Genomic DNA, 20,805 nt, shown 5'->3' with positions numbered 1-20,805 from the left:
TACCTGCAGCAGCAAGCAAAAACCGCTGCCCACCCGAAACTTCCAAGGAGCTTCCCATGCGTCAACTGACTTCCTTCCGTCCCGTCGCCGTGACCGCGCTCGTGGCTTCCGCCGCCGTCCTGGCCGCCTGCGGCTCGATGAACAACATGGGCACCATGTCCACGTTCTCGCAGACCAGCCTGCCGCCGAGCATCCAGGTGCCGGCCGGCAACAAGGTGGCGTGGGAAACCGTGGGCGTGGGCGACATCACCTACGAATGCCGCGACAAGGCCAACATGCCCGGCCAGACCGAATGGGTCTTCGTCGGCCCCAATGCGGTGCTCAACGACCGCATGGGCAAGCAGGTCGGCAAGTACTACGGCCCGCCGGCCACCTGGGAAGCGAACGACGGCTCCAAGCTCACCGCCACGCAGCTCGCGGTCGCGCCCTCGGGCCCGACCAGCCTGCCGTTCCAGCTGGTCAAGGCCAACCCCGCGATGGGCTCGGGCGCGATGACCGGCGTGACCTACATCCAGCGCGTCGCGCTGACCGGCGGTGTGGCACCGGCGGCCACGCCCTGCACGCCCATGAACAAGGGCCAGAAGACGACCGTCAAGTACCAGGCCGACTACATCTTCTGGAAGGCCGCCTGATCGGCCAGCGCGGCAAGGGCTTTCGGGCCTGAGGGCGCAGGGCTCGACTAATATCCGGGCTCCTTCGACCTTCCGCCCAAGCCCTTGCCCGCTCCCGACGATTTCGACTACGAAGCCGCGCTCGTCGCCTGTGCCGGGGGCGAGCAGGCCGCGCTCGCGCGGATCTATGCGCGCGAGAGCCGCTACCTGCTGGGCGTGGCGCTGCGCATCGTGCGGCAGCGCCAGGTCGCCGAGGACGTGCTGCACGACGCCTTCGTCGCGATCTGGCAGCGCGCCGGCACCTTCGATGCGGCACGCGGCGCGGGCCGCGGCTGGATCTACAGCGTGGTGCGCAACGCCGCGCTGAGCTGGGTTCGCAACAACGCGCGCGACGTGCCGGTCGATGAAGAGACCGCGACGGCGCTCGAGGACGGAATGGCGGTGGACCACCATGCGACGACACGCGATGCGGCCGAGACCCGCGTCGAGCTCGGCCGTCTCGATGGCTGCCTCGACCAATTGGAACCCGGACGGCGCGAGTGCATCGTGCTGGCCTATGTGGACGGCTGCTCGCACGGCGAGATCGCCGAGCGCACGAAGACCCCGCTGGGCACGGTCAAGGCCTGGATCCAGCGCGGCATGCGCGCGCTGCGCGAGTGCATGACATGAACCCGAACAACCCTTTCGATGCCGCCAACGACGACGACGCCCTGCAGGCGCTGGCGGGCGAGTACGTGCTGGGCACGCTCTCGGCGGCGCGCCGCCGCGAGGTCGAGTCGCGCATGGCGAGCGATCGCGCGCTGCGCGACGCGGTCGATGCCTGGGAGCAGCGGCTGCATCCCCTGACCGCGCTGGCCGAGCCGGTCGAGCCTTCGCCCTCGCTGTGGCGGCGCATCGAGGCCAGCGTGCGGCCCTCGGCGGCCTCGGTTTCGGCGAACACGCGCCGCGCCGTCTCGGGCGTGCAGGGCTGGTGGAACAACCTGAACCTCTGGCGTGGCCTCGCGGGCTCCGGCTTCGCGGCCGCGGCCGTGATGGCGGCCGTGCTGGTGCTGCGTGTGCAGGCGCCGGCGGTGCCGCAGTACATGGTGGTGCTGGTCGCGCCGCAGGACAAGGCGCCGGGCTGGGTGGTGCAGACCGGCGGCCGCCAGCAGGAGCAGCTGAGCCTGATCCCGCTGGGCACGGTGGCGGTGCCGAGCGACAAGTCGCTGCAGTTCTGGACCAAGGCCGACGCCTGGCGCGGTCCGGTGTCGCTGGGCCTGGTCACGCCGGGCCAGCCGCTGCGCGTGCCGCTGGACAAGCTGCCGCCGCTGGAGGCCAACCAGCTGTTCGAGCTCACGCTGGAGCCGGCCAACGGCTCGCCGCTGGACCGGCCGACCGGGCCGATCCAGTTCATCGGGCGCGCGGTCAAGGTGCTGTAGGGGCGGCGCCCCCTCAGCTCAGCAGCGTCATGCCGGCGCTGCGCACTGCGGCGCGGTCGAAGCTCACGGTCGACGAGCAGCCTTCTTTCAACGCGACTTGTGCAATCACCCGATCTGCAAAGCCTGCGCCTTGCGCCTTGGTGTTTCGCGCTGTGAGCAACTGCCTGGTTGCTTCGTGTACGGCTTCCCGGTTCTGCAGATGGAAGGTCGGTGTGTTCAGCAGGTCATTGACCATCTCGCCGATTTCCGTTGGTGTCGCGGCGTAGATTCGCTCGAGCACCCAGCACAGCTCGACGAGAACGACCAGGCTGATGAAGCCCGGTACGCGCTCGTCGAGTTGGGTTTCGATGAAGCGCGTGGCAATGGCCGATTGCTTGGGGTCATCTTGCGCCAGATAGCGCACGAGCACGTTGGTGTCGAGGCCGATCATGCGGCAGTCTCAGCGCGGTGGTTTGCGATGGCCCGACGAAGAGCCCTCGGCAATGGCCTTGTTCATCGCTTCGATGCTGACAGGCTTGGCAACGCGTCCAGCGAACCGTCCCTTGAGTGTCGAGACGTGCGTATCGAGTGCAACGACCTTGAAGCCGTCACCTTGTGCGATGAAGTCGACTTTGGCACCCGGCTGCAAACCGAGCGCCTTGCGAACGGACAGGGGCATCGTGAACTGTCCCTTGCTGGTCATGGTGGCAATGGCCATTTTCGCTCCTTACGAAAGGTAAGGAATTATAGGAAAACGCTCAGCGCTGCGGCATGTCCTTCACCGAATACCCCAGGCTCACCGTCGCATCCGCCGGAATCGCCGGCATGCCGGCGTTCCAGGCCTCCCAGTCGGCACGCATCCGCGCGAGCCGCTCGGGTTCGCGCCGCGCCTGGTTGGCGCGCTCGCGTTCGTCGGCCGGGATGTTGAACAGGTACTCGTTGCCATCCACGCGCAGGTACTTCCAGTCGCCATGGCGCAGCGCCTGCTGGCCGCGGTGGTTCATGCGCCAGTGCAGCGGGCGGTCGAAGCTGTGGGCCGCGTCGCGCAGCACCGGCATCAGCGACACGCCGTCGAGCGCGTAGCCGGGCGCGGCCGACACGCCCGCGGCATCGAGCATGGTGGCCGACCAGTCCATGGTCATGCACAGCTGCCGGCTCTCGCCGCCGGGTGCGATCACCGCGGGCCAGTGCGCGATCCAGGGCACGCGGATGCCGCCCTCTGTCAGGTCCATCTTGCCGCCCACGAGCGGCCAGCTGTCGGAGAAGCGTTCGCCGCCGTTGTCGCTGGTGAAGACCACCAGCGTGTTCTCGGCCAGGCCGTGCTTCTCGAGCGCGGCCATCAGCTGGCCGATGCCCTCGTCCATGTGGTGGACCATGCGGCGGTAGACGTGGATGTTGCCGCCCGCGAGGTCGAACAGGTTGTCCTTCACCGCGGGCGCCTTGTCGGCGTCGTCGCGCGTCTCCCAGGGCCAGTGCGGCGCGGTGTAGTGCAGGCTCAGGAAGAAGGGGGCGTCCTGTTGCGCCATGCGCTCGACGTAGTCGACCGCGCGCCGCGACAGCAGGTCGGTGAGGTAGGCCTCGTGCCGTGCATCCTCTTCGCCGTCCCAGAGGTCGTGGCGGCCCGAGGAATCGCAGTGCGTGAAGTAGTCGACCCCGCCCGACAGCGGACCGAAGAACTCCTCGTAGCCCGAGCGCAGCGGCCCGAAATGCGGCGGATAGCCCAGGTGCCACTTGCCGATCAGCGCGGTGCGGTAGCCGCTGTCCCGCAGCAGCGAGGGCAGGGTGGGGTGCTCGGGCGGCAGCCCCAGCGCGCTGCTGCCGCGGCTGTCGCTGCGGATCGGCTCCTCGGCCGCGCCGCGCAACCGGTACTGGTAGCGCGCGGTGATCATCGCGAAGCGCGTGGGCGAGCACACGGGCGAGTTCGCGTAGCCCTGCGTGAGCTTCAGGCCCCTGGCCGCGAGGCCGTCGAGCACCGGCGACACCGGCCCGAACACCGCGTCGCGCCCGCCGTAGCAGCCGAGGTCGGCATAGCCGAGATCGTCGGCGACGATGAAGACGATGTTGGGCCGCCTCATGGCTGGTAGCCGGACTTCTGCACCACCGGCGCCCATTGCGCGCGGTAGGCCTTGAGCATGGCCGCGGTCTGCGCCTGCGTGCTGACCACCGGGGTCATCAGCGAGTCCTTGAAGCGGCGCGCGGTGTCCGGGTCCTGCATCACCTCATGGATCAGCCGCGACAGCCTGTCGACCTTGTCGCGCGGCATGGTCGCGGGCGCGAAGAAGGTGTTCCAGCCGGTGGCGGCCAGGTCCAGGCCGGCTTCCTTGAAGGTCGGGATTGTGGGCGCGAAGGGCGAACGCTGCGCGCCTGACAGCGCCAGGATGCGCAGCTTGCCGGCCTCGTGCTGCGGCAGCACCACGTCGGAGGTGTCGATGGCCACCGGCACCTGGCCGCCCAACAGGTCGTTGAGCAGCGGCGCCGAGCCGCGGTAGCCGATCACCTGCGTCTGCACCTTGGCCTTCTCGCCCACCATCAGCGCGAAGAAGTGCGGCAGGCTGCCGGTCGCGGGCACGCCGACGTTGGCCTGGTTGGGGTTGGCGCGCATCCAGGCCAGCAGGTGGCTCAGCTCGCGCACCGGCAGGGTGGGCGACACGGCCAGCGCGAAGTCGTAGTCGTTGACGTGCGAGACCGGCACGAAGTCGCGCTCGGCGTCGTAGCCGTTGTCCTTGAAGACCAGCGGCGCCACCACCATCACCGCGGGGTTGGCCAGCATCAGCACGTTCTGGTTGGCGGGCGTGGCCTTGACCTGCTGCGCGGCCAGCCGGCCGCCCGCGCCGGGCTTGTTGTCGACCACCACCGGCACGCCCAGCTTGGCAGCCAGCTTGTCGCCGACGATGCGCGCCACGCGGTCGGTCGCGCCCCCGGGGGCGTAGCCGACCACGATGCGCAGCGGGCTGTCGAGCTGGGCCTGGGCCTGCACGCTGTTCATGCCGATCGCGAACAGGCCGGCGACGGCCGCGAGGCCGGCCATGCGGCGCGTGAGGCGCCGGGCGGAAGAGAAGGGCGTGGTCATGGGGAAATCTCCGTGGTGTGGGGCGGGGCCGCGGTGGACGCAAGGCCGACGCTGGCGATTCTGGCGAGGCTACAGTCGATGGATCAAATCAACCATCGTCGGGACTAACCCGTACGGACCGCGACCGTTCCATGACCCCGCCACCGTTGGAGGCCCTGCTCCTGTACCGCCTGTCGCGCCTGATGGCCGTGACCGGCCGCATGGTCACGCGCCTGTGCGAAGGCCGCTTCGGCATCACGCGGCGCGAGTGGCGCATGCTGGTCACGCTGGCCGGTTCGGGCGCGCTGAGCTCGTCGCAGCTGGCCGAGCATGCGCAGCTCGACCGCGCGCGCACCTCGAAGGCGGTCGGCTCGCTGGTGGCCAAGGCGCTGGTCTCGCGCGAGGCGCTGGCCAGCGACCGCCGACAGGTGATCCTGTGCCTGACCGAGCGCGGCCGCGCGCTCTACGACGAACTCTTTCCGCTGGTGAGCGCGATCAACGTCGAGCTCGCGGCGGCGCTGGCGCCGTCCGAGGCCCAGCGCTTCGACGCCGCGCTGCAGCGCCTGCAGGCGCAGGCCGAGCGCATGGCGGAGGTGGCGGTGCTGCCGAAGGCGGATCGCGGAAGGCGTGGCGGCGGCCTGGGCTGAGGCGCGTGATCGCCGCTTAGAATGCGAACGATTCTTATTGTCGGGTCGCTGCCCGGCGCCTTCGCACCGTGTCCGCCACCTCGCATCCCTCCAATCCGGCCTCCATCGACGCGATCTACCGTGCCCACCATGGCTGGCTGCTCGGCTGGTTCCGGCGGCGACTGGGCGGCGCTTCGTGCGCGGCCGACCTGGCGCACGACACCTTCGTGCGGCTGATGCTGTCGCGCGATGCGCTCTCACTGGACGAGCCGCGCGCCTTCCTGCGCACGCTGGCGCACGGCGTGGTGGTGAACCACTGGCGCCGCCAGGACATCGAGCGCGCCTGGCGCGAGGCGCTGGCCGTGCTGCCCGAGCCGATGGCGCCTTCGCCGGAAGCGCGGCTGATGGCGCTCGAGACGCTGTGCCGCATCGACGCCATGCTCGACCGGCTCAACCCCAAGGCGCGCGCCGCCTTCCTGCTGTCGCAGCTCGACGGGCTGACCTACGCCGAGATCGGCGCGCAGCTGAAGGTGTCGGAGCGCATGGTGAAGAAGTACATGGCGCAGGCGATGCTGCAGTGCCTGCTGCTGGCCGGGCAGCCATGAGCGCGGCGCCACCGTCGTCCGCGCCGGGCGCCCCGGCCTTCGAGGACCTGCAGCAGGCGGCCGACTGGTTCGCGGTGCTGCAGGCCGGCAGCCCCAGCGAAGCCGAACGCCAGCAGTGGCAGCGTTGGCTCGACACCGGCCCGCGCCAGCGCGCCGCCTGGCAGCGCGTCGAGGCGGTGGCGGGCGAGTTCGCCGGCCTGGCCGGGCTGCCGGCGCGGCGGGCGCTCGACGCGCGCGGCGCGGCCGCCAGCGCGCGCCGCCGCACCGCGCTGCGCGCGCTGGCCGTCGCACCGGTCGCGGGCCTCGCGGCCTGGCTGGGCGCGGGACAACTGCCGTGGCGCGGCTGGGTCGCGGCCCATCGCACTCAGACCGGCGAGCGGCGCGAGATCGTGCTGGCCGACGGCAGCCGGCTCTGGCTCAACACCGCCACCGCGCTCGACGTCGATTTCTCGGCCGGCCTGCGCCGCATCGTGCTGCACCGGGGCGAGGTGCTGGTCACCAGTGGCCACAACCAGGCCGATGCGGCTCGGCCGCTGGTGGTCGACGTGCCGCAGGGCCGGCTCACCGCGCTCGGCACGCGCTTCTCGGTGCGGCACGAGGAGGGCGGCGATGCAGTGCGGCTCGCGGTGTTCGAGGGCGCGGTCGAGGCGCGGCCGGCCGATGTCGGCGCGCCGCGCACGCTGGCCGCGGGCCAGCAGGCACGGGTGTTCGCCGACCGCGTCGAGGCGCCCGTGCCGGTCGCGCCCGAGGAAGACGCCTGGATCCGCGGCATGCTGGTCGCCGACGGCATGCGCCTGGAGGATTTCATCGCCGAGCTGGGCCGCTATCGCCCGGGCTACCTGGGCTGCGCGCCCGAAGTGGCCGAGCTGCGCCTCGTCGGCGCCTATCCGCTGGCCGACACCGAGCGCATCCTGGCCGCGCTGCAGGCGACCTTGCCGGTGAAGGTGCACCGGCCGCTGCCGTGGTGGACCGTGGTCGGGGCCGGGCCGGCAAAACGCTGACGAAGAAAAAAATCGCGCCGGAGGTTCCCTTTTGGCGCCGTCGATGGGCATCACAGGAGACAACCCTCCCGTCTTGCCTGAAAGCCGCCCGCCATGCCTGCGTTCCAGAAACTATCGACCGCCTTCCCGACTTCCTTCCTCGCCCCGCGCGTGCTCGCGCGCTCCCTGCAGGCCGCGCTGGCCGCATTCCCGGTGGCGGCCGCGCTGCACGCCGCCCCCGCGCTGGCGCAGGCTCCCGCGGCCGAGGCGCGCGACTACGCCATCGCGCCCGGCCCCCTGGGCACGGTGCTGAGCCAGTTCGCGGGCCAGGCCGGCATCCTGCTGTCGACCGACGCCGCGGTCACGGCCGGCCTTTCGAGCGCCGGCGTGCGCGGCCGCTTCACGGTCGCCGAGGGCCTGTCGGCCGCGCTCGCCGGCAGCGGCCTGCAGGCCACGCGCACCGGCAATGTCTACGGCGTGGCCCGCCTGCCGACGGCGCCCGCGCCTGAGGTGCGCGCGAACGGCGACGCGTCCTCGCTGCCCACCGTGCTGGTCACGGCCCGGGCCGGCGAAGAGACCGCCAAGAGCCCGGTCGCGGGCTTCGTCGCGCGCCTGGCCACGGGTGGCACCAAGACCGACACGCCGCTGCTCGAGACCCCGCAATCGGTCTCGGTCGTCACGCGCGACCAGATGGATGCGCAGGGCGCGACCACGCTGGTCGAGAGCCTGCGCTACACGCCGGGCATCGTCGCGCAGTACGGCAACACCGACCTGCGCTACGACTGGCTCACGCTGCGCGGCTTCACGCCGCCCGCGCGCTACCTCGACAACCTGCACCTGCCCTTCGGCGCGCGCGGCTATTCGCAGCCGCGCATCGAGCCCTGGGGCCTGGAGCGCGTCGAAGTGGTCAAGGGCCCGTCGTCGGTGCTCTACGGCCAGGCCACGCCGGGTGGCCTGGTGAACATGGTGAGCAAGCGCCCCACGACCGAGACCGTGCGCGAGGTCGAGCTCCAGGCCGGCAGCCACAGCCGCCGGCAGCTGGCCTTCGACCTCGGCGGTGCGCTCGATGCCGACGGCGTCTGGCGCTACCGCCTGGTCGGCGTGCACCGCGAGGCCGACACCGCCTACGACTTCGTCTCGGAGCGCAAGACCTACTTCGCGCCCTCGCTGACCTACCGCCCCTCGGAGGCCACGCGCATCACGCTGCTCGCGCACTGGCAGTCGCTCGATTCGCCCGGTGGCGGCGGCGCGCCCTCGCTGCCCGCGGCCGGCACGCTCGACACCAGCCGCTATGCCGCGCTGCCGCGCAGCGCCTTCGTGGGCGAGCCCGGCTTCGACCGCTACGACAACCGCCAGCGCTTCATCGGCTGGGAGGCCGAACACAAGCTCGATGGCACCTTCACCCTGCGGCAGAACCTGCGCTACGGCAAGGTCGACGCCACGACCCAGCGCGTGCAGGCCTTCTGCCTGGCGGCCTGCAATCCGGCGTCGTTGCAGCGCTACGCCTGGGCCTTTCCCGAGCAGGCCGACATGCTGACCGTCGACACGCAGCTGCAGGCCGACTTCCGCACCGGCACGCTGCGCCACACGCTGCTGGCCGGCGTCGACTTCTCCAACGAGAAGGCGGCCTTCGACGAAACCAACCTGCGCGTGCTGGCCACGCCCTTCAATGCCTACCGGCCGGTGTACGGCCTCGACAGCGGCCTCGTGCCCGCGGTCGGCACGCACATCGACCAGAAGCGCCGCCAGGCCGGCTTCTACCTGCAGGACCAGATGCACTGGGAGCGCTGGAGCGTGGTGCTGGGCGGCCGCTACGACAAGGCCCACACCGGCACCCGTACGCTCACGCCCGCCAACGGCCGCGTCACGAACGTCACGCAGAGCGACGGCGAGTTCACCGGCCGCGCCGCGCTGATGTACAGCTTCGACAACGGCGTGGTGCCCTACCTGAGCCACTCGACCTCGTTCCAGCCCGCGGCCGGCACCGATCGCCTGGGCAATGTGTTCGAGCCCACCAAGGGCAAGCAGACCGAGGTCGGCCTGAAGTACCAGCCCGTGGGCTCGAAGGCGCTGTTCACCGCCGCCGCCTACGAGCTGACGCAGGCCAACGTGCTCACGCCCGATCCGCTGAGCCGCTCCTTCAGCGAGCAGACCGGCGAGGTGCGCGTGCGCGGGCTGGAACTGGAAGCGCGCGGCCCGATCGCGCGCGGCCTGGACCTGATCGCTTCCTACGCCTACACCGACAGCCGGGTCACGCGCGCCAATCCCAACGCCGCGGGCGTGAGCACGCTGGGCAAGCGCTTCGCCTACGTGCCCGAGCGCCAGGCCGCGGCCTGGCTCGACTACAGCTTCCAGTCGGAGGCGCTGGCCGGCCTGGCCTTCGGCGTGGGCGTGCGCCACACCAGTGCGACCTTCGGCGACAACGCCAACGTCTACCGCGTGCCGGGCGTGACCCTGTACGACGCGGCACTGCGCTGGGACCTGGGCCGGGTGCGGCCCTCGCTCAAGGGCGTGCGGCTGGCGCTCAACGTCGCCAACCTCGCGGACAAGGAGTACGTCGCCACCTGCCTCGCGGCCGCGGGCTGCTATTACGGCGAAGGCCGCAGCGTCTACCTGACGGCCGGCTACAGCTGGTAGGCGCAGCCGCCGCTCAGCCGGCGGCCGGGCGCGGCGCGTTGACCGGCTCGAACACCGCCGTGTTGTCGTGGAGCCAGCGTTCCGACAGGTCGCTGTGCTGCTGCGAGGGATGGAAGTCCGCGCGGAAGTAGGCGCGCCAGGCCGGCAGGTTGCTGCGCAGCAGGCCGTCGCGCCCCAGCAGGATGCGCGCCGCGCTGCGCCAGGTCGACCACTTCCACAACTGGCCTTCATGGCGCAGGTTGGCCACGGTCTGGCGCGCGAGGTCGGCAAGGAACAGGGTCGTCACGCGCCGGAACCAGCGCGTGCGCCAGGCCTGTGAACCCTCCGCCGCGCGGTAGAGGTCGAAGGCGGTGTTCTTGTGCTCGGACTCCTCCGCGCTGTGCCACAACCACATCGTCTTCAGCCGCGCTTCGGCGCCGTCGAGCACCTGCGGATGCGCCAGCAGCCAGTCGGCGAACATCGCGGTGAAGTGCTCGGTCGCGGCGGTGATCGCCAGCGCATGGCGCGGGTCGGCGCCTTCCAGCACCTTCATGCGCGCCATGGCGCGCGGCGTCCAGCGGTCGACCAGGCCCTGGCGTTCGAGCTGTTCGTTGAACAGCGCGTGGATACGGCGGTGCGTGGCCTCCTGCCCGATGAAGCCCTTGACCTCGGCCTTGTGCCGCGCCTGCAGTTCGGGCGGCAAGGTGTCGACCGTGTCGCGCACCGCGTCGATGAAGAACTGCTCGCCGTAAGGAAAGCTCATCGAGAGCGCGTTGAAGAAGGCGGTGGAAAAGGCATCGCCGCCGCACCAGTCGCGCGCGAAGGGCGGTTGCAGATCGATCAGCAGGCGGCGGACGACGAGCTCGGTCATGGCGAAACGGTGTGTGGGGCTGAAGAAAGGTGTTGGTACGAATGCGTACCGCCATCGTGGACTTCGAATCTGGTACTGTCAAGTACCAACCCTTTCGACAATCGGGCCGCATGACGTCCACCGACACCGCCTCCTCCGAAAGCACCGAGCTGCAGCACGCGCACCACTACCGCCTGCTCGAAGGCATGGCGAAGGCGGTGGCGGCCAAGGGCTATGCCGACACGACCATCGCCGACATCGTGCGCGAGGCCGCGGTCTCGCGGCGCAGCTTCTACGAGCACTTCGCGACCAAGGCCGACTGCCTGATCGCGCTCTACGAATCCGCGAGCGAGCAGGCGCTGGGGGTGCTGAGCGCGGCGGTCGACCCGCTGCAGCCCTGGCAGACGCAGGTCGAGCATGCCGTCACGGCCTACCTCGACTTCCTCGCGCAGGACCCGGTGCTGCTCAAGACGCTGTTCGTCGAGATCCTGGGCCTGGGCCTGGCCGGGCTTGCGGTGCGCCGCAAGGTCAATGCGCAGATCGCCAGCTTCGTGGCGCTGGCCACGGGCTCGGACGGCGGCGCGCGGCTGTCGCCCGAGCTCGCGCTGGCGGTGGTCGGCGGCATCAACGAACTGATCCTCGAAGCGGTGGAGCAGGACCGCTCGAGCGACCTGCGCGCGCTGGTCGCGCCCGCCACGCGCCTGGTCCGCGCCGTGGCCGAGGCCCGCTGATCAGCGGGCCGTGCCGATCGCGGTGATGCGGTCGGCCGCGGGCGGCACGAGCGCCGGGTGGGCCTGCAGGTAGGCCTCGAAGGCATCGATGTCCAGGTCGCCGCCCAGCACGTCCGTGCCCTGGTTGAACACCGTGAAGTTGTCGCCGCCGCTGGCCAGGAAGCTGTTCATGGTCACGCGGTAGGTGCTGTCGTCCGCCAGCGGCACGCCGTCGAGCGTCATGCCCTCGATGCGCGCGCCGGCCGGGCGCGACAGGTCGTAGCGGTAGCGGAAGCCGCGCGAGGGCAGCAGCACGCGCGGCGTGGCCAGGGTGTTGGTGCCGCTGGCGAACTGCTGTTCGAGCAGGGCGCGGATCTGCGCGCCGGTCAGGGTCTTCACCACCAGGCTGTTGCCGAAGGGCTGCACGCTGAACAGCTGGCCGTAGCGCACGTCGCCGTTCGCGCCGGGCACCAGGTCCGCGCGCACGCCGCCCGGGTTCATGAACGCGATCTGCGCGCCGCCCTTGGCCGAGGGCGCGGTGGCGGCCAGTTGCGAATCGGCGATCAGGTTGCCCAGCACGCTCTCGCGCGAGGGCGTGGGTGCGCGGCTGGCCGGGGCGGTGAGCCGGCCCACCACGCGCTGCACCAGCGGCGCCGCGACCGCGCGGTAGCGCGCGATCAATGCATCGATTTCGGCGTTCTTCTGGAAGCGCGGGTACAGGTCGCTGATCGCCACCGTGCCCGCGCCGCGCGTGAAGGCCTCGCCCTGCACGATCAGGTTGTCGGCCGACTTGGCGGTGACCTTGCGCGTCGCCGTGTCCACCACCAGGTCGATGTCGGTGAGCAGCGTGCCGTACTGGCCCGCGCTGGTCAGCAGGAAAGGCCTGGCCGGATTGATCTGGCCGTAGTCGCAGACATAGGCGCTGTGGGTGTGGCCCGAGATCACGACGTCGACGCGCGGGTCGAGCCGGTCGAGGATCGGCCGCACGTTGCCGCTGAGCCCGGCGCAGCTTTTGTCGTTGTAGCCCACGGTGGTGGTGCCGCCCTCGTGCATCACGACCACGATCACGTCGGCGCCCTGCGCGCGCAGGCCCGGGATCAGCGCATTGGCGGTGTCGGCCTCGTCCTGGAAGGCGAGCCCCGCCACCCCCGCGGGCGTGACCGCCGTCGGCGTGGCCTTGAGCGTCAGGCCGATGAAGCCCACCGTGACTTGGGCCTCGCCCTGTGTGAAGGTCTTGAGCCCCGTGGCCGGGAAGAGCGTCGTGCCATCACGCTTGACCGTGTTGGCCGCGAGGAAGCCGAAGTTGGCGCCCGGGAAGGCCGCGTTGACCTGGCAGGGCGCGAGCGTCGTGTGCTTCGCGCAGCCGCCATGCTGCATCCGCAGCAGCTCGGCCTGGCCCTTGTCGAACTCGTGGTTGCCGACCGCATTGAAGTCGATGCCCATCGCGTTCACCGCCTCGATGGTCGGCTCGTCGAGGAACAGCGCCGACACCAGCGGCGAGGCGCCGATCATGTCGCCGGCCGAGACCACCGCGTGGTTCGGGTTCTTCGCCTTGAGCGCCGCGATGGCCGTGGCCAGGTAGGCCGCGCCGCCCGCGGGCACGGCCACCGTGCCGCCGGTGGAAGAGGGCGCGGCGATGGCCAGGCCAGGCGGCTCGAGGTTGCCGTGCAGGTCGTTGAAGGCGATGAGCTTCACCGTCAGCGAAGGGCGGGCGCCTCCCTCTCCGGGCGCGGTGCTGCAGGCGGCCAGCGCCGTCGCCAGCAGCATGCCGACGGGCCAGGGCTTTCGCCAGCGCAGGCGCATCTCCGGGCTCCAAGGTAGGGGGACAGGGATTGTCGGGCCGCCGCGTGACCGCGGGATGACGCGCACGGTCACAGCCGGCTGCTACCCGCTGCGGCCGCCGCCTTCGAATAATGCGGCGACGGCCCGGATGCCGATGCCGGGGCGCATTCCACACCTCATCCGAAGGAGACAAACCGATGGCTCGCAAGATCCTCATGCTCTGCGGCGACTACGCCGAAGACTACGAAACCATGGTGCCTTTCCAGGCCCTGCTGGCCGTGGGCCACACGGTGCACGCGGTGGCGCCCGACAAGAAGGCCGGCGACTGGGTGCACACCGCCATCCACGACTTCGAAGGCGCCCAGACCTACAGCGAGAAGCCGGGCCACCGCTTCACGCTGAACGCCAACTTCGCCGACGTGAAGCCCGAGGCCTACGACGCGCTGCTCATCCCCGGCGGCCGCGCGCCCGAGTACCTGCGCATGCACGCCCGCGTGGTCGAGATCGCCAAGCACTTCCTGGCGACCGACAAGCCGGTGGCGTCGGTGTGCCACGGCGCGCAGCTGCTCGCGGCCACCGGCCTGCTCAAGGGCCGCAAGGTGTCGGCCTACCCGGCCTGCCAGGTCGAGGTGGAACTGGCCGGCGCGGAGTACGTGGGCATTCCGGTCGACCAGGCCGTGACCGACCGCAACCTGGTCACGGCGCCCGCCTGGCCCGCGCACCCGGCGTGGTTGGCGCAGTTCCTGGTGGTGCTGGGCACGCGCATCGAACACTGAGGGCCCGCGTGGGCGGCGCTACAGTGCGAGCGTCGCCCACCATTCCCTCACAGGAGGCCGCATGTGCGAAGTCTTCATCAGTGCCGACCCGCAGAGCTACGACGCGCGCACGCGCTCGGTGCGGCTGCATGGCGTGGTCACCAGCATCCGGCTCGAGAACCTGTTCTGGCAGGTGCTCGAGGAAATCGCGCAGCGCGACGGCATGGTCGTGGTGCAGCTCATCGAGCGGCTCTACGACGAGCTGGTGGCGGCGCGCGGCGAGGTCGGCAACTTCGCGTCCTTCCTGCGCGTGAGCGCCCTGCGTTACGAGGCGATGGTGGCGCAGGGGCGCATTCCGGCGGACACCTCGGTGGCGATCCACTCGCTGGACGCCAAGGCCGTGCTGCATGAACTGCCGCAGGGCTGGGGGCCGGCCTCGGCGGAGAACCGCGTGCGCACGCTGCCCGTCACGGCGCGGCGGCACGCCTAGAAAGACGGGGCGCCGCGGCGAGGCGCGCGGCCGATGCCCATCGCCCCCCAATGCATGGGGTGCTGCGAGGGGCCACGCGCGATCTGGTTGAAAATCCCCCTGTCTTCCACCGCCTTCGCCCCGTCGAGGCGATGGGCCGGCCTCGACCCACGGTCGCGGTCTTCCTGCCCGTCGCCTCACCCGCCCATGTCCTCGCCCCCCATCGAACGCATCCTCATCGTCGACGACGACGGCGACATCCGGCAGCTGCTCTCGGACTACCTGTCCGACGCGGGCTACAAGGTCGCGACGGCATCGAACGGGGTGGAGATGCACCGGCAGCTGGGGCAGCAGTCGGTCTCGCTGGTGGTGCTCGACGTGATGATGCCGGGCGAGGACGGGCTCTCGCTGTGCCGCGACCTGCACGCCAAGGGCGGCCCGCCGGTGATCCTGCTGACCGCGCGCGGCGCCTTGCTCGACCGCATCATCGGGCTCGAGATGGGCGCCGACGACTACCTGCCCAAGCCCTTCGACCCGCGCGAGCTGCTGGCGCGGATCAAGGTGGTGCTGCGGCGCCTGCACAGCTTTCCGCCCTCGCGCGAGGCCGAGGAGGCCGCGGTGGTGCGCTTCGCGGGCTGGACGCTCGACACCCGCACGCACCAGCTGCTGTCGCCCCAGCGCGTGGTGGTGTCGCTGGGCGGCTCCGACTACCGGGTGCTGCGGCTGCTGCTGCAGAACGCGCACCGCACGCTGAGCCGCGACTTCCTGATCGAGCATGTGTTCGGCAAGGAGCGCGCGCCCTTCGACCGCGCGATCGACGTCTGCATCAGCCGGCTGCGCGTGAGCCTGCAGGACGACGCGCGCAAGCCCATGATGATCCGCACGGTGCGCCATGCGGGCTACGTGATGGCGGTCGACGTGGTGGAGGAGCGCTGAGGTGGACGGCCCCGCCACCGCGCCGGAAAGCCGCTGGCGGCGCTGGCTGCCCTGGCCCGGCTCGCTGTGGGGCCGGCTGGCGCTGATCCTGGTGCTGGGCATGCTCGCCGCGCAGGCGCTGACCAGCTCGGTCTGGTTCGACATGCGCTACCGCCATGCGATGGAGATGCCGATCCGGCTGGTCTCGATCCAGCTGGCCGACGCGATGCGCATCCTGCGCGGGCTGCCCGCCGAGACCGTGCCGCAGACGCTGGCCTGGCTGGGCTCGGAACGCTTCCGGCTGTCGCTGCAGCCCGGCCCGATGCCGACCGTGGACAAGGCCGACAACACGCTCGACGCGGTGCAGGACATCCTGAGCCAGTCGCTCAGCGACCGGCTGGGCAGCGACGCCGACGCCACGCTGCTGTCGGCCGACCTCACCGACGACGCGGGCCAGTCGGCCGACCTCTGGGCGCTGCTCAATGCGCGCGAGCCGGTCGGGCATTTCCGCATCGCGCTGGAGATGCCCGGGCTGCACGGCCAGTGGATCGAGGTCCGGGCCTCGGAGTCGCAGGGCGGCATCGAGGCCAAGCCCTTCAGCATGGTGGCCGACTACGTGCTGCGCATCTATGTGCTGCGCATCATGGTGTTCGTGGCGATCGCGCTGGTGGCGGTGCGGCTCGCGCTGCGGCCCTTGCGCCGGCTGGCCGAGGCGGCCGATGCGCTGGGGCGCGACCTGCACAGCCCGCCGTTGGTCGAGAACGGCCCGCGCGAGGTGCGCCAGGCGGCGCGCACCTTCAACCTGATGCAGCGGCGGCTGATCCAGGACATCGGCGAGCGCACCCGCTTCCTGGCCGCGGTCTCGCACGACCTGCGCTCGCCCATCACGCGGATGCGGCTGCGCGCCGAGTTCCTGCCGCCCGGCGAGATGCAGGACAAGTTCCGCAAGGACCTGGGCGACATGGAGTCGCTGATCTCGGCCACGCTCGACTACATCCGCGGCGCGGAGCACAACGAACCCCGGCAGTCGGTGGACATCGACAGCCTGCTGGGGGGCCTGCGCGCCGACTTCGAGGAGACCGGCGCGCGGGTCACGCTCGAAGGCCATGCGCGCGCGCCGCTGCCGGCCTATGTCACCAGCCTGCGGCGCTGCGTGCAGAACATCCTCGAGAACGCGATCCGCTACGGCGGCGCGGCCCACATCCGGATCGAGGACTCGGCGCAGGCGCTGCGCATCCGCATCGCCGACGCGGGCCCGGGCATTCCCGAAGCCTCGCTGGAAGAGGTGTTCGAACCCTTCCTGCGGCTCGACGCCTCGCGCAACGCGGCCTCGGGCGGCTCCGGGCTGGGGCTGTCGATCGCGCGCTCGATCGCGCAGGCGCACGACGGTTCGATCACGCTGCGCAACCGGCCCGAAGGCGGGCTGGAGGCGCTGCTCACGCTGCCGCGGCGTGCGAAGCCCTGAGCGCGCGGCCCGCGCTCAGTAGGCGTGGAAGCGCGCCAGGTCGAAGACGGAGTTGGGCGCGTGGCGGGTCACCACGGCCGGCACAGGCAGCGGCGCCTTCTGCAGCGGCGCTTCGATGGGCGGAAAACCCCAGGGGCTCTGCGTGCTCGCGAGCTTCTGCAGCGACTCCGATTGCAGGAAGTCGACCACGCTCTGCCGCAGGCCGTCCCACAGCGCATGGGTGACGCATTGGGGGTCGACCTGCGCGCGCCGCACGGGCCCGGGCGGGCGCGCCTCGAGCACGCCGTCGATGGCGAACACGATGTCGGCCACCGTGATGGCGTCGGCCGCGCGGCCCAGGCCGTAGCCGCCGCCGGGGCCGCGCGTGGCCTCGACCAGGCTGTGGCGCCGCAGGTCGGCCGCGATCGGCTCGAGCAGCGAGAGCGACACCCGGTGGCGCCGGCTCAGGACCTTGAGCGAGATGGGCCAGTGGCGTTGGTGCAGGGCGAAATCGATCATGACCGCGACGGCCAGCCGTCCGCGGGTGCTAATGCGCATGGTGTTCAGTTCCAGTCAGCGTTGGCGGGGAAAAGTGCTTCATCCGTGCACGAAGGTGGGCCACACGGGCAGCGCGAGGTCGAGCGCCACCACGAAGGCCAGGTAGCTGCCGACGGCCAAGGCCGCGGCCAGGCCGGCGAAGGTGCGGGGCCGCACGTCCTTGCCCGCGAGCCAGACGGTGAAGCCCGTGATGTAGATGCCGCCCAGCAGCCCGATGGTGGGCAGGCCGGTGGCCGACCAGGCCCCCAGCGCCGCGGCGAACATGCCGTTGATCAGCAGGATGCCGAGCAGCGCCCGGCCCGCGCTGGGCAGCGGCCGGGCGCGCAGGCGCCAGAGCGACAGCGAGCGCAGCACGATGAGGTTGCCGGTGAGCGCGATCAGCAGGCCCGCCAGCAGCGGCAGCCAGGCGCCGGCCCAGTGGATCGCGGGCGCCTCGCTGTTGAACACATTGGCGCCGCAGGCGAAGGAGATGCCGAAGGCGCTGAAGGCCGCGCCCCAGAGGAACTCGGCCGGCCGGTCGAGGCGCATGCCGCTGCCGGCCCGTTCGCGCACATCGGTGTCGTGAAGGGTCTGCGCAGTCATCGGCGGACGAGGGAGGTGAGGGCGGTGGGCATCGGCGGGTCTTGAATCTATCGCCGGGGACCGGTGCGAAGCCGCATGTCTTGCAATGCCATATGTCGGTGCCGCGGCTCAACACATCGCAATACAAATGGCGGCCGTCGCCCCCGAAAGCCCCCCCTAAGCTTTGGCCAGCCCGGTACTTCGGCCTGCACGTCAGCGCCGCGGAGGCGGGCTTCGCCGACGCCATTGGCTTTTTTTTCTGCGCGTCGACCTGTTCCATCCAGAGCGTCCTTCGACGCCATTCCGCTGAACATGAAAATCACGAGAGACATCCACGACCTGATCGGAGGGCTGCTGATGGTGGCGGCCGGCCTGTTCTTCGCCCTCTACGGCAGCCAGTACAACTTCGGCACCTCCTCGCGCATGGGGCCGGGCTACTTCCCGGTGGTGCTGGGCTGGACGCTGGCGGTGCTGGGCCTGCTGGTCGCGCTGCCGGCCTGGTGGCGCAAGGGCGCCGGCGTCACGGTGCAGTGGAGCAACCTGGCCTGGACCATCGCCAGCCTGCTGGTGTTCGCCGTCACGCTGCAACGCCTGGGCGTGGTGGTCGCGTCCTTCCTCGCCGCGCTGCTGGCGCTGGTGCCTTCGGCCATGACGCTGCGCACGCGCCTGATCGTCTGCGCCGTGGTGGCGCTGCTCACCACGCTGATCTTTCCCCTGGCGCTGCAGATGATCCTTCCCATCTGGCCCTGGAGCAACTGAACCCGACGCCCCGGACATACCCATGGATCTCCTCAGCAATCTCTGGCTCGGCCTCCAGGTCGCGGCCGAACCCATCACGCTGGCCTACTGCTTCTTCGGCGTGCTGCTCGGCACCGTCGTCGGCGTGCTGCCCGGCATCGGCGCACTGGCCGCGATCTCGCTGCTGCTGCCGCTGACCTACCACATGCCGCCCACCGCGGCGATCATCATGCTGGCCGGCGTCTACTACGGCGCGCAGTACGGCGGCTCGACCGCCTCCATCCTGCTCAACCTGCCGGGCACGCCGTCATCGGCCGTGACCTGCCTCGACGGCTACCCGATGGCCAAGAAGGGCAAGGCCGGCGTCGCGCTGTTCGTGACCACCATCGCTTCGCTGGCCGGCGCCATGTCGGGCCTGGTGCTGCTGGTGCTGTTCTCGCCGGCCATCGCCAGCATCGGCCTGAAGTTCGGCCCGGCCGAGTTCTTCTCGATGATGGTGCTGGGCCTGGTGGCCGCCTCGTCGATGACCGCCGGCTCGGCCGCCAAGGGCCTGTGCATGGTGGTGTTCGGCCTGCTGCTGGGCATGGTCGGCACCGACGTGAACTCGGGCGTCGCGCGCTTCAGCTTCGACGTGCCCGAGCTCATGGACGGCATCAACCTGATCGCGCTGGCCATGGGCCTGTTCGGCGTGGCGGAGGTGGTGCGCTGCATCAACTCGTCCGAGACCAACCAGAAGCCCGAGAAGGTCACGCTCAAGTCGATGGTGCCCACGAAGGACGAGTTCAAGGCCACGGTCAAGCCGATGATGCGCGGCTCGGCGCTGGGCTCGGCCCTGGGCGCGCTGCCCGGCGTGGGCCCGTCGATCGCGGCCTTCATGTCCTATGCGATCGAGAAGAAGCTGGCCAGGGACCCGAGCCGCTTCGGCCAGGGCGCGATCGAGGGCATCACCGCCCCCGAGTCGGCCAACAACGCGGCCGCGCAGACGGCCTTCGTGCCTTCGCTGTCGCTCGGCATCCCCGGCGACGCGGTGATGGCCGTGATGATGGGCGCACTGATCATCCACGGCATCCAGCCCGGCCCCAACCTGATCAGCGAGCAGCCCGACCTGTTCTGGGGCCTGGTGGTGAGCTTCGGCATCGGCAACCTGATGCTGGTGATCCTGAACCTGCCCACCATCGGGCTGTGGGTCGCGCTGCTGCGCATTCCGTTCGCCTGGATGTACCCGGCCATCATCGTGTTCGTGGCCCTGGGGGTCTACAGCGTCAACAACAACGCCTTCGACATCTACTCGGTGGCCGCGCTGGGCATCATGGGCTATGTGCTGATGGTGCTGCGCTTCGAGCCCGCGCCGCTGCTGCTGGGCTACATCCTGGGCCCGATGCTGGAAGAGCACCTGCGGCGCGCGATGCTGCTGTCGCGCGGCGATCCGATGGTCTTCCTCGAGCGCCCGATCAGCGCCTCGCTGCTGGCCTGCACCGCCGCGATGCTGGGCTGGGCGATCTGGTCGACGGTGCGCAAGTCGATCAAGGCCAAGCGCGCGCTCGACGACGCGGAGCGCCTCGCGACGACCTGACCGGCACCCGCCGATCCCGCGCGGCCCTCAGTCCTGTTCCGGGGCTGGGGGCCGCGCGCCCTCGCGCGCATAGGCCTCGATCAGCGCCGGGAAGGCCTCCATCGCCGGCAGCTGGCCGAAGCTGTGGACCGCGGGCGTGGTGGCCCAGGGCAGCTTCTCGTCGGTCCAGGTCTCGACGAAGGGCACGAACCATCGGTGCGTGTCGAGCATGGTCGGGCGCAGGTTGACGAAGGCGTCCATGCCCTCGGTGCGGGTGAACATCCAGCTCTTGCAATGCGGGCAGCAGTGGTGGTGCGAGGCGCCATGCAGGCCGCCCAGCACCGGCTCGCCGGCCGTGACCTCGAAGCCCGGCGTGGGGATCGCGATCGACAGCGAGAAGGCGCTCGCGCTCATGCGCTGGCAGCCCGTGCAGTGGCAGGCCATCGCCAGCAGGGGCGGCGCGCTGATGCGCAGCCGCACCTGGCCGCAGCGGCAGCCGCCCTGCCAGGGGAGTTGCCAGTCGTTGGCGGGGTGTGCGTCGTCGGTGTTCGTGATCATGGAAGGCCTTGTGCGGGGGGATCGGAAGC

General features: G+C 70.8%; 23 protein-coding genes. 14 read left to right on the top strand and 9 right to left on the bottom strand.

Features of this window, described 5'->3' with window-relative positions; translation table 11 throughout:
- Window positions 1-56: 56 nt before the first annotated feature.
- The 3 genes from QTI20_RS10195 (at window position 57) to QTI20_RS10185 (ending at window position 2,029) form a co-directional block, all read left to right on the top strand.
- Entirely contained in the window at window positions 57-632 is a 576-nt protein-coding gene (locus tag QTI20_RS10195) for a DUF3455 domain-containing protein (protein WP_286548115.1), read from the top strand.
- Window positions 633-716: 84 nt separating this feature from the next.
- Window positions 717-1,280, top strand: a complete 564-nt coding sequence (locus QTI20_RS10190) for a sigma-70 family RNA polymerase sigma factor (RefSeq protein ID WP_183023413.1) — start codon at window positions 717-719, stop codon at window positions 1,278-1,280.
- On the top strand, window positions 1,277-2,029 hold the full coding sequence (locus QTI20_RS10185; protein ID WP_183023412.1) for an anti-sigma factor: 753 nt from the start codon (window positions 1,277-1,279) through the stop codon (window positions 2,027-2,029). The genes QTI20_RS10190 and QTI20_RS10185 overlap by 4 nt, the downstream gene beginning before the upstream one ends.
- Window positions 2,030-2,042: 13 nt before the next feature.
- Here QTI20_RS10185 and QTI20_RS10180 read toward each other — a convergent pair whose 3' ends face one another.
- Genes QTI20_RS10180 through QTI20_RS10165 form a run of 4 tightly spaced genes read right to left on the bottom strand, consistent with a single transcriptional unit; the run spans window position 2,043 to window position 5,036 of the window.
- Window positions 2,043-2,459 (bottom strand): type II toxin-antitoxin system VapC family toxin, encoded by a 417-nt coding sequence (locus QTI20_RS10180; RefSeq protein WP_286548120.1) that lies wholly within the window; start codon window positions 2,457-2,459, stop codon window positions 2,043-2,045.
- Between the two features lie 9 nt (window positions 2,460-2,468).
- Complete coding sequence (locus QTI20_RS10175; RefSeq protein ID WP_183023410.1) at window positions 2,469-2,726, bottom strand: AbrB/MazE/SpoVT family DNA-binding domain-containing protein; 258 nt, start codon at window positions 2,724-2,726, stop codon at window positions 2,469-2,471.
- A gap of 40 nt (window positions 2,727-2,766) precedes the next feature.
- Window positions 2,767-4,083, bottom strand: coding sequence for a sulfatase family protein (locus QTI20_RS10170; RefSeq protein WP_286548121.1), 1,317 nt, complete (start codon window positions 4,081-4,083; stop codon window positions 2,767-2,769).
- Window positions 4,080-5,036: a Bug family tripartite tricarboxylate transporter substrate binding protein gene (locus QTI20_RS10165; protein WP_286550941.1), complete on the bottom strand. Its 957-nt coding sequence runs from the start codon at window positions 5,034-5,036 to the stop codon at window positions 4,080-4,082. The genes QTI20_RS10170 and QTI20_RS10165 overlap by 4 nt, the downstream gene beginning before the upstream one ends.
- Before the next feature lie 173 nt (window positions 5,037-5,209).
- On the opposite strand from QTI20_RS10165, the gene QTI20_RS10160 reads away from it, so the two are divergent.
- The 4 genes from QTI20_RS10160 to QTI20_RS10145 all read left to right on the top strand — a co-directional run bounded on the left by QTI20_RS10160 (window position 5,210) and on the right by QTI20_RS10145 (window position 9,905).
- Window positions 5,210-5,704, top strand: coding sequence for a MarR family winged helix-turn-helix transcriptional regulator (locus QTI20_RS10160; RefSeq protein ID WP_286548122.1), 495 nt, complete (start codon window positions 5,210-5,212; stop codon window positions 5,702-5,704).
- A gap of 68 nt (window positions 5,705-5,772) precedes the next feature.
- Complete coding sequence (locus QTI20_RS10155) at window positions 5,773-6,288, top strand: sigma-70 family RNA polymerase sigma factor (RefSeq protein WP_286548123.1); 516 nt, start codon at window positions 5,773-5,775, stop codon at window positions 6,286-6,288.
- Window positions 6,285-7,289: a FecR family protein gene (locus tag QTI20_RS10150; RefSeq protein WP_286548124.1), complete on the top strand. Its 1,005-nt coding sequence runs from the start codon at window positions 6,285-6,287 to the stop codon at window positions 7,287-7,289. The genes QTI20_RS10155 and QTI20_RS10150 overlap by 4 nt, the downstream gene beginning before the upstream one ends.
- Before the next feature lie 93 nt (window positions 7,290-7,382).
- A complete protein-coding gene (locus QTI20_RS10145; RefSeq protein WP_286548125.1) occupies window positions 7,383-9,905 on the top strand; it encodes a TonB-dependent siderophore receptor in 2,523 nt (840 codons plus the stop codon).
- A gap of 13 nt (window positions 9,906-9,918) precedes the next feature.
- Here QTI20_RS10145 and QTI20_RS10140 read toward each other — a convergent pair whose 3' ends face one another.
- A complete protein-coding gene (locus QTI20_RS10140) occupies window positions 9,919-10,755 on the bottom strand; it encodes a metal-dependent hydrolase (protein ID WP_286548126.1) in 837 nt (278 codons plus the stop codon).
- Between the two features lie 110 nt (window positions 10,756-10,865).
- On the opposite strand from QTI20_RS10140, the gene QTI20_RS10135 reads away from it, so the two are divergent.
- Window positions 10,866-11,465, top strand: coding sequence for a TetR/AcrR family transcriptional regulator (locus QTI20_RS10135; protein WP_286548127.1), 600 nt, complete (start codon window positions 10,866-10,868; stop codon window positions 11,463-11,465).
- Here the strand turns inward: QTI20_RS10135 and QTI20_RS10130 are convergent, their stop codons facing one another.
- Window positions 11,466-13,211 carry a bifunctional metallophosphatase/5'-nucleotidase gene (locus QTI20_RS10130; protein WP_503011377.1) on the bottom strand — a complete coding sequence of 582 codons (1,746 nt, stop codon included), beginning with the start codon at window positions 13,209-13,211 and terminating at the stop codon, window positions 11,466-11,468. It abuts the gene before it with no gap.
- A 212-nt stretch (window positions 13,212-13,423) separates the two neighbouring features.
- Here QTI20_RS10130 and QTI20_RS10125 point away from each other — a divergent pair, with 212 nt between their 5' ends.
- The 4 genes from QTI20_RS10125 to QTI20_RS10110 all read left to right on the top strand — a co-directional run bounded on the left by QTI20_RS10125 (window position 13,424) and on the right by QTI20_RS10110 (window position 16,830).
- On the top strand, window positions 13,424-14,002 hold the full coding sequence (locus QTI20_RS10125; protein ID WP_286548129.1) for a DJ-1/PfpI family protein: 579 nt from the start codon (window positions 13,424-13,426) through the stop codon (window positions 14,000-14,002).
- A 61-nt stretch (window positions 14,003-14,063) separates the two neighbouring features.
- Window positions 14,064-14,471, top strand: coding sequence for a ribbon-helix-helix domain-containing protein (locus QTI20_RS10120; RefSeq protein WP_286548130.1), 408 nt, complete (start codon window positions 14,064-14,066; stop codon window positions 14,469-14,471).
- A gap of 186 nt (window positions 14,472-14,657) precedes the next feature.
- On the top strand, window positions 14,658-15,386 hold the full coding sequence (locus QTI20_RS10115) for a response regulator (protein WP_286548131.1): 729 nt from the start codon (window positions 14,658-14,660) through the stop codon (window positions 15,384-15,386).
- Window position 15,387: 1 nt separating this feature from the next.
- A complete protein-coding gene (locus QTI20_RS10110; RefSeq protein ID WP_286548132.1) occupies window positions 15,388-16,830 on the top strand; it encodes an ATP-binding protein in 1,443 nt (480 codons plus the stop codon).
- 15 nt (window positions 16,831-16,845) lie between these two features.
- Here the strand turns inward: QTI20_RS10110 and QTI20_RS10105 are convergent, their stop codons facing one another.
- On the bottom strand, window positions 16,846-17,367 hold the full coding sequence (locus tag QTI20_RS10105) for an Rrf2 family transcriptional regulator (protein WP_286548133.1): 522 nt from the start codon (window positions 17,365-17,367) through the stop codon (window positions 16,846-16,848).
- 39 nt (window positions 17,368-17,406) lie between these two features.
- Window positions 17,407-17,949, bottom strand: a complete 543-nt coding sequence (locus tag QTI20_RS10100) for a tripartite tricarboxylate transporter TctB family protein (protein ID WP_286548134.1) — start codon at window positions 17,947-17,949, stop codon at window positions 17,407-17,409.
- A 291-nt stretch (window positions 17,950-18,240) separates the two neighbouring features.
- Here QTI20_RS10100 and QTI20_RS10095 point away from each other — a divergent pair, with 291 nt between their 5' ends.
- Window positions 18,241-18,687: a tripartite tricarboxylate transporter TctB family protein gene (locus QTI20_RS10095; RefSeq protein ID WP_286548136.1), complete on the top strand. Its 447-nt coding sequence runs from the start codon at window positions 18,241-18,243 to the stop codon at window positions 18,685-18,687.
- Between the two features lie 22 nt (window positions 18,688-18,709).
- Complete coding sequence (locus tag QTI20_RS10090) at window positions 18,710-20,239, top strand: tripartite tricarboxylate transporter permease (protein ID WP_286548137.1); 1,530 nt, start codon at window positions 18,710-18,712, stop codon at window positions 20,237-20,239.
- Window positions 20,240-20,266: 27 nt separating this feature from the next.
- Here the strand turns inward: QTI20_RS10090 and QTI20_RS10085 are convergent, their stop codons facing one another.
- Window positions 20,267-20,776: a GFA family protein gene (locus tag QTI20_RS10085; RefSeq protein ID WP_286548138.1), complete on the bottom strand. Its 510-nt coding sequence runs from the start codon at window positions 20,774-20,776 to the stop codon at window positions 20,267-20,269.
- Window positions 20,777-20,805: the final 29 nt, after the last annotated feature.

Source organism: Variovorax sp. J2P1-31 (genome assembly GCF_030317215.1).
GTDB lineage: Bacteria > Pseudomonadota > Gammaproteobacteria > Burkholderiales > Burkholderiaceae_C > Variovorax.
This window is presented reverse-complemented; position numbering and strand designations above follow the sequence as displayed.

Bases quoted from the DNA above. Each gene is read 5' to 3' on its own strand.
- QTI20_RS10195 (WP_286548115.1), top strand. From the start codon at position 57: ATGCGTCAACTGACTTCCTTCCGTCCCGTCGCCGTGACCGCGCTCGTG.
- QTI20_RS10185 (WP_183023412.1), top strand. From the start codon at position 1,277: ATGAACCCGAACAACCCTTTCGATGCCGCCAACGACGACGACGCCCTG.
- QTI20_RS10180 (WP_286548120.1), bottom strand. From the start codon at position 2,459: ATGATCGGCCTCGACACCAACGTGCTCGTGCGCTATCTGGCGCAAGAT.
- QTI20_RS10175 (WP_183023410.1), bottom strand. From the start codon at position 2,726: ATGGCCATTGCCACCATGACCAGCAAGGGACAGTTCACGATGCCCCTG.
- QTI20_RS10170 (WP_286548121.1), bottom strand. From the start codon at position 4,083: ATGAGGCGGCCCAACATCGTCTTCATCGTCGCCGACGATCTCGGCTAT.
- QTI20_RS10165 (WP_286550941.1), bottom strand. From the start codon at position 5,036: ATGGCCGGCCTCGCGGCCGTCGCCGGCCTGTTCGCGATCGGCATGAAC.
- QTI20_RS10160 (WP_286548122.1), top strand. From the start codon at position 5,210: ATGACCCCGCCACCGTTGGAGGCCCTGCTCCTGTACCGCCTGTCGCGC.
- QTI20_RS10150 (WP_286548124.1), top strand. From the start codon at position 6,285: ATGAGCGCGGCGCCACCGTCGTCCGCGCCGGGCGCCCCGGCCTTCGAG.
- QTI20_RS10145 (WP_286548125.1), top strand. From the start codon at position 7,383: ATGCCTGCGTTCCAGAAACTATCGACCGCCTTCCCGACTTCCTTCCTC.
- QTI20_RS10140 (WP_286548126.1), bottom strand. From the start codon at position 10,755: ATGACCGAGCTCGTCGTCCGCCGCCTGCTGATCGATCTGCAACCGCCC.
- QTI20_RS10135 (WP_286548127.1), top strand. From the start codon at position 10,866: ATGACGTCCACCGACACCGCCTCCTCCGAAAGCACCGAGCTGCAGCAC.
- QTI20_RS10130 (WP_503011377.1), bottom strand. From the start codon at position 13,211: ATGCTGCTGGCGACGGCGCTGGCCGCCTGCAGCACCGCGCCCGGAGAG.
- QTI20_RS10125 (WP_286548129.1), top strand. From the start codon at position 13,424: ATGGCTCGCAAGATCCTCATGCTCTGCGGCGACTACGCCGAAGACTAC.
- QTI20_RS10120 (WP_286548130.1), top strand. From the start codon at position 14,064: ATGTGCGAAGTCTTCATCAGTGCCGACCCGCAGAGCTACGACGCGCGC.
- QTI20_RS10115 (WP_286548131.1), top strand. From the start codon at position 14,658: ATGTCCTCGCCCCCCATCGAACGCATCCTCATCGTCGACGACGACGGC.
- QTI20_RS10105 (WP_286548133.1), bottom strand. From the start codon at position 17,367: ATGCGCATTAGCACCCGCGGACGGCTGGCCGTCGCGGTCATGATCGAT.
- QTI20_RS10100 (WP_286548134.1), bottom strand. From the start codon at position 17,949: ATGACTGCGCAGACCCTTCACGACACCGATGTGCGCGAACGGGCCGGC.
- QTI20_RS10095 (WP_286548136.1), top strand. From the start codon at position 18,241: ATGAAAATCACGAGAGACATCCACGACCTGATCGGAGGGCTGCTGATG.
- QTI20_RS10090 (WP_286548137.1), top strand. From the start codon at position 18,710: ATGGATCTCCTCAGCAATCTCTGGCTCGGCCTCCAGGTCGCGGCCGAA.
- QTI20_RS10085 (WP_286548138.1), bottom strand. From the start codon at position 20,776: ATGATCACGAACACCGACGACGCACACCCCGCCAACGACTGGCAACTC.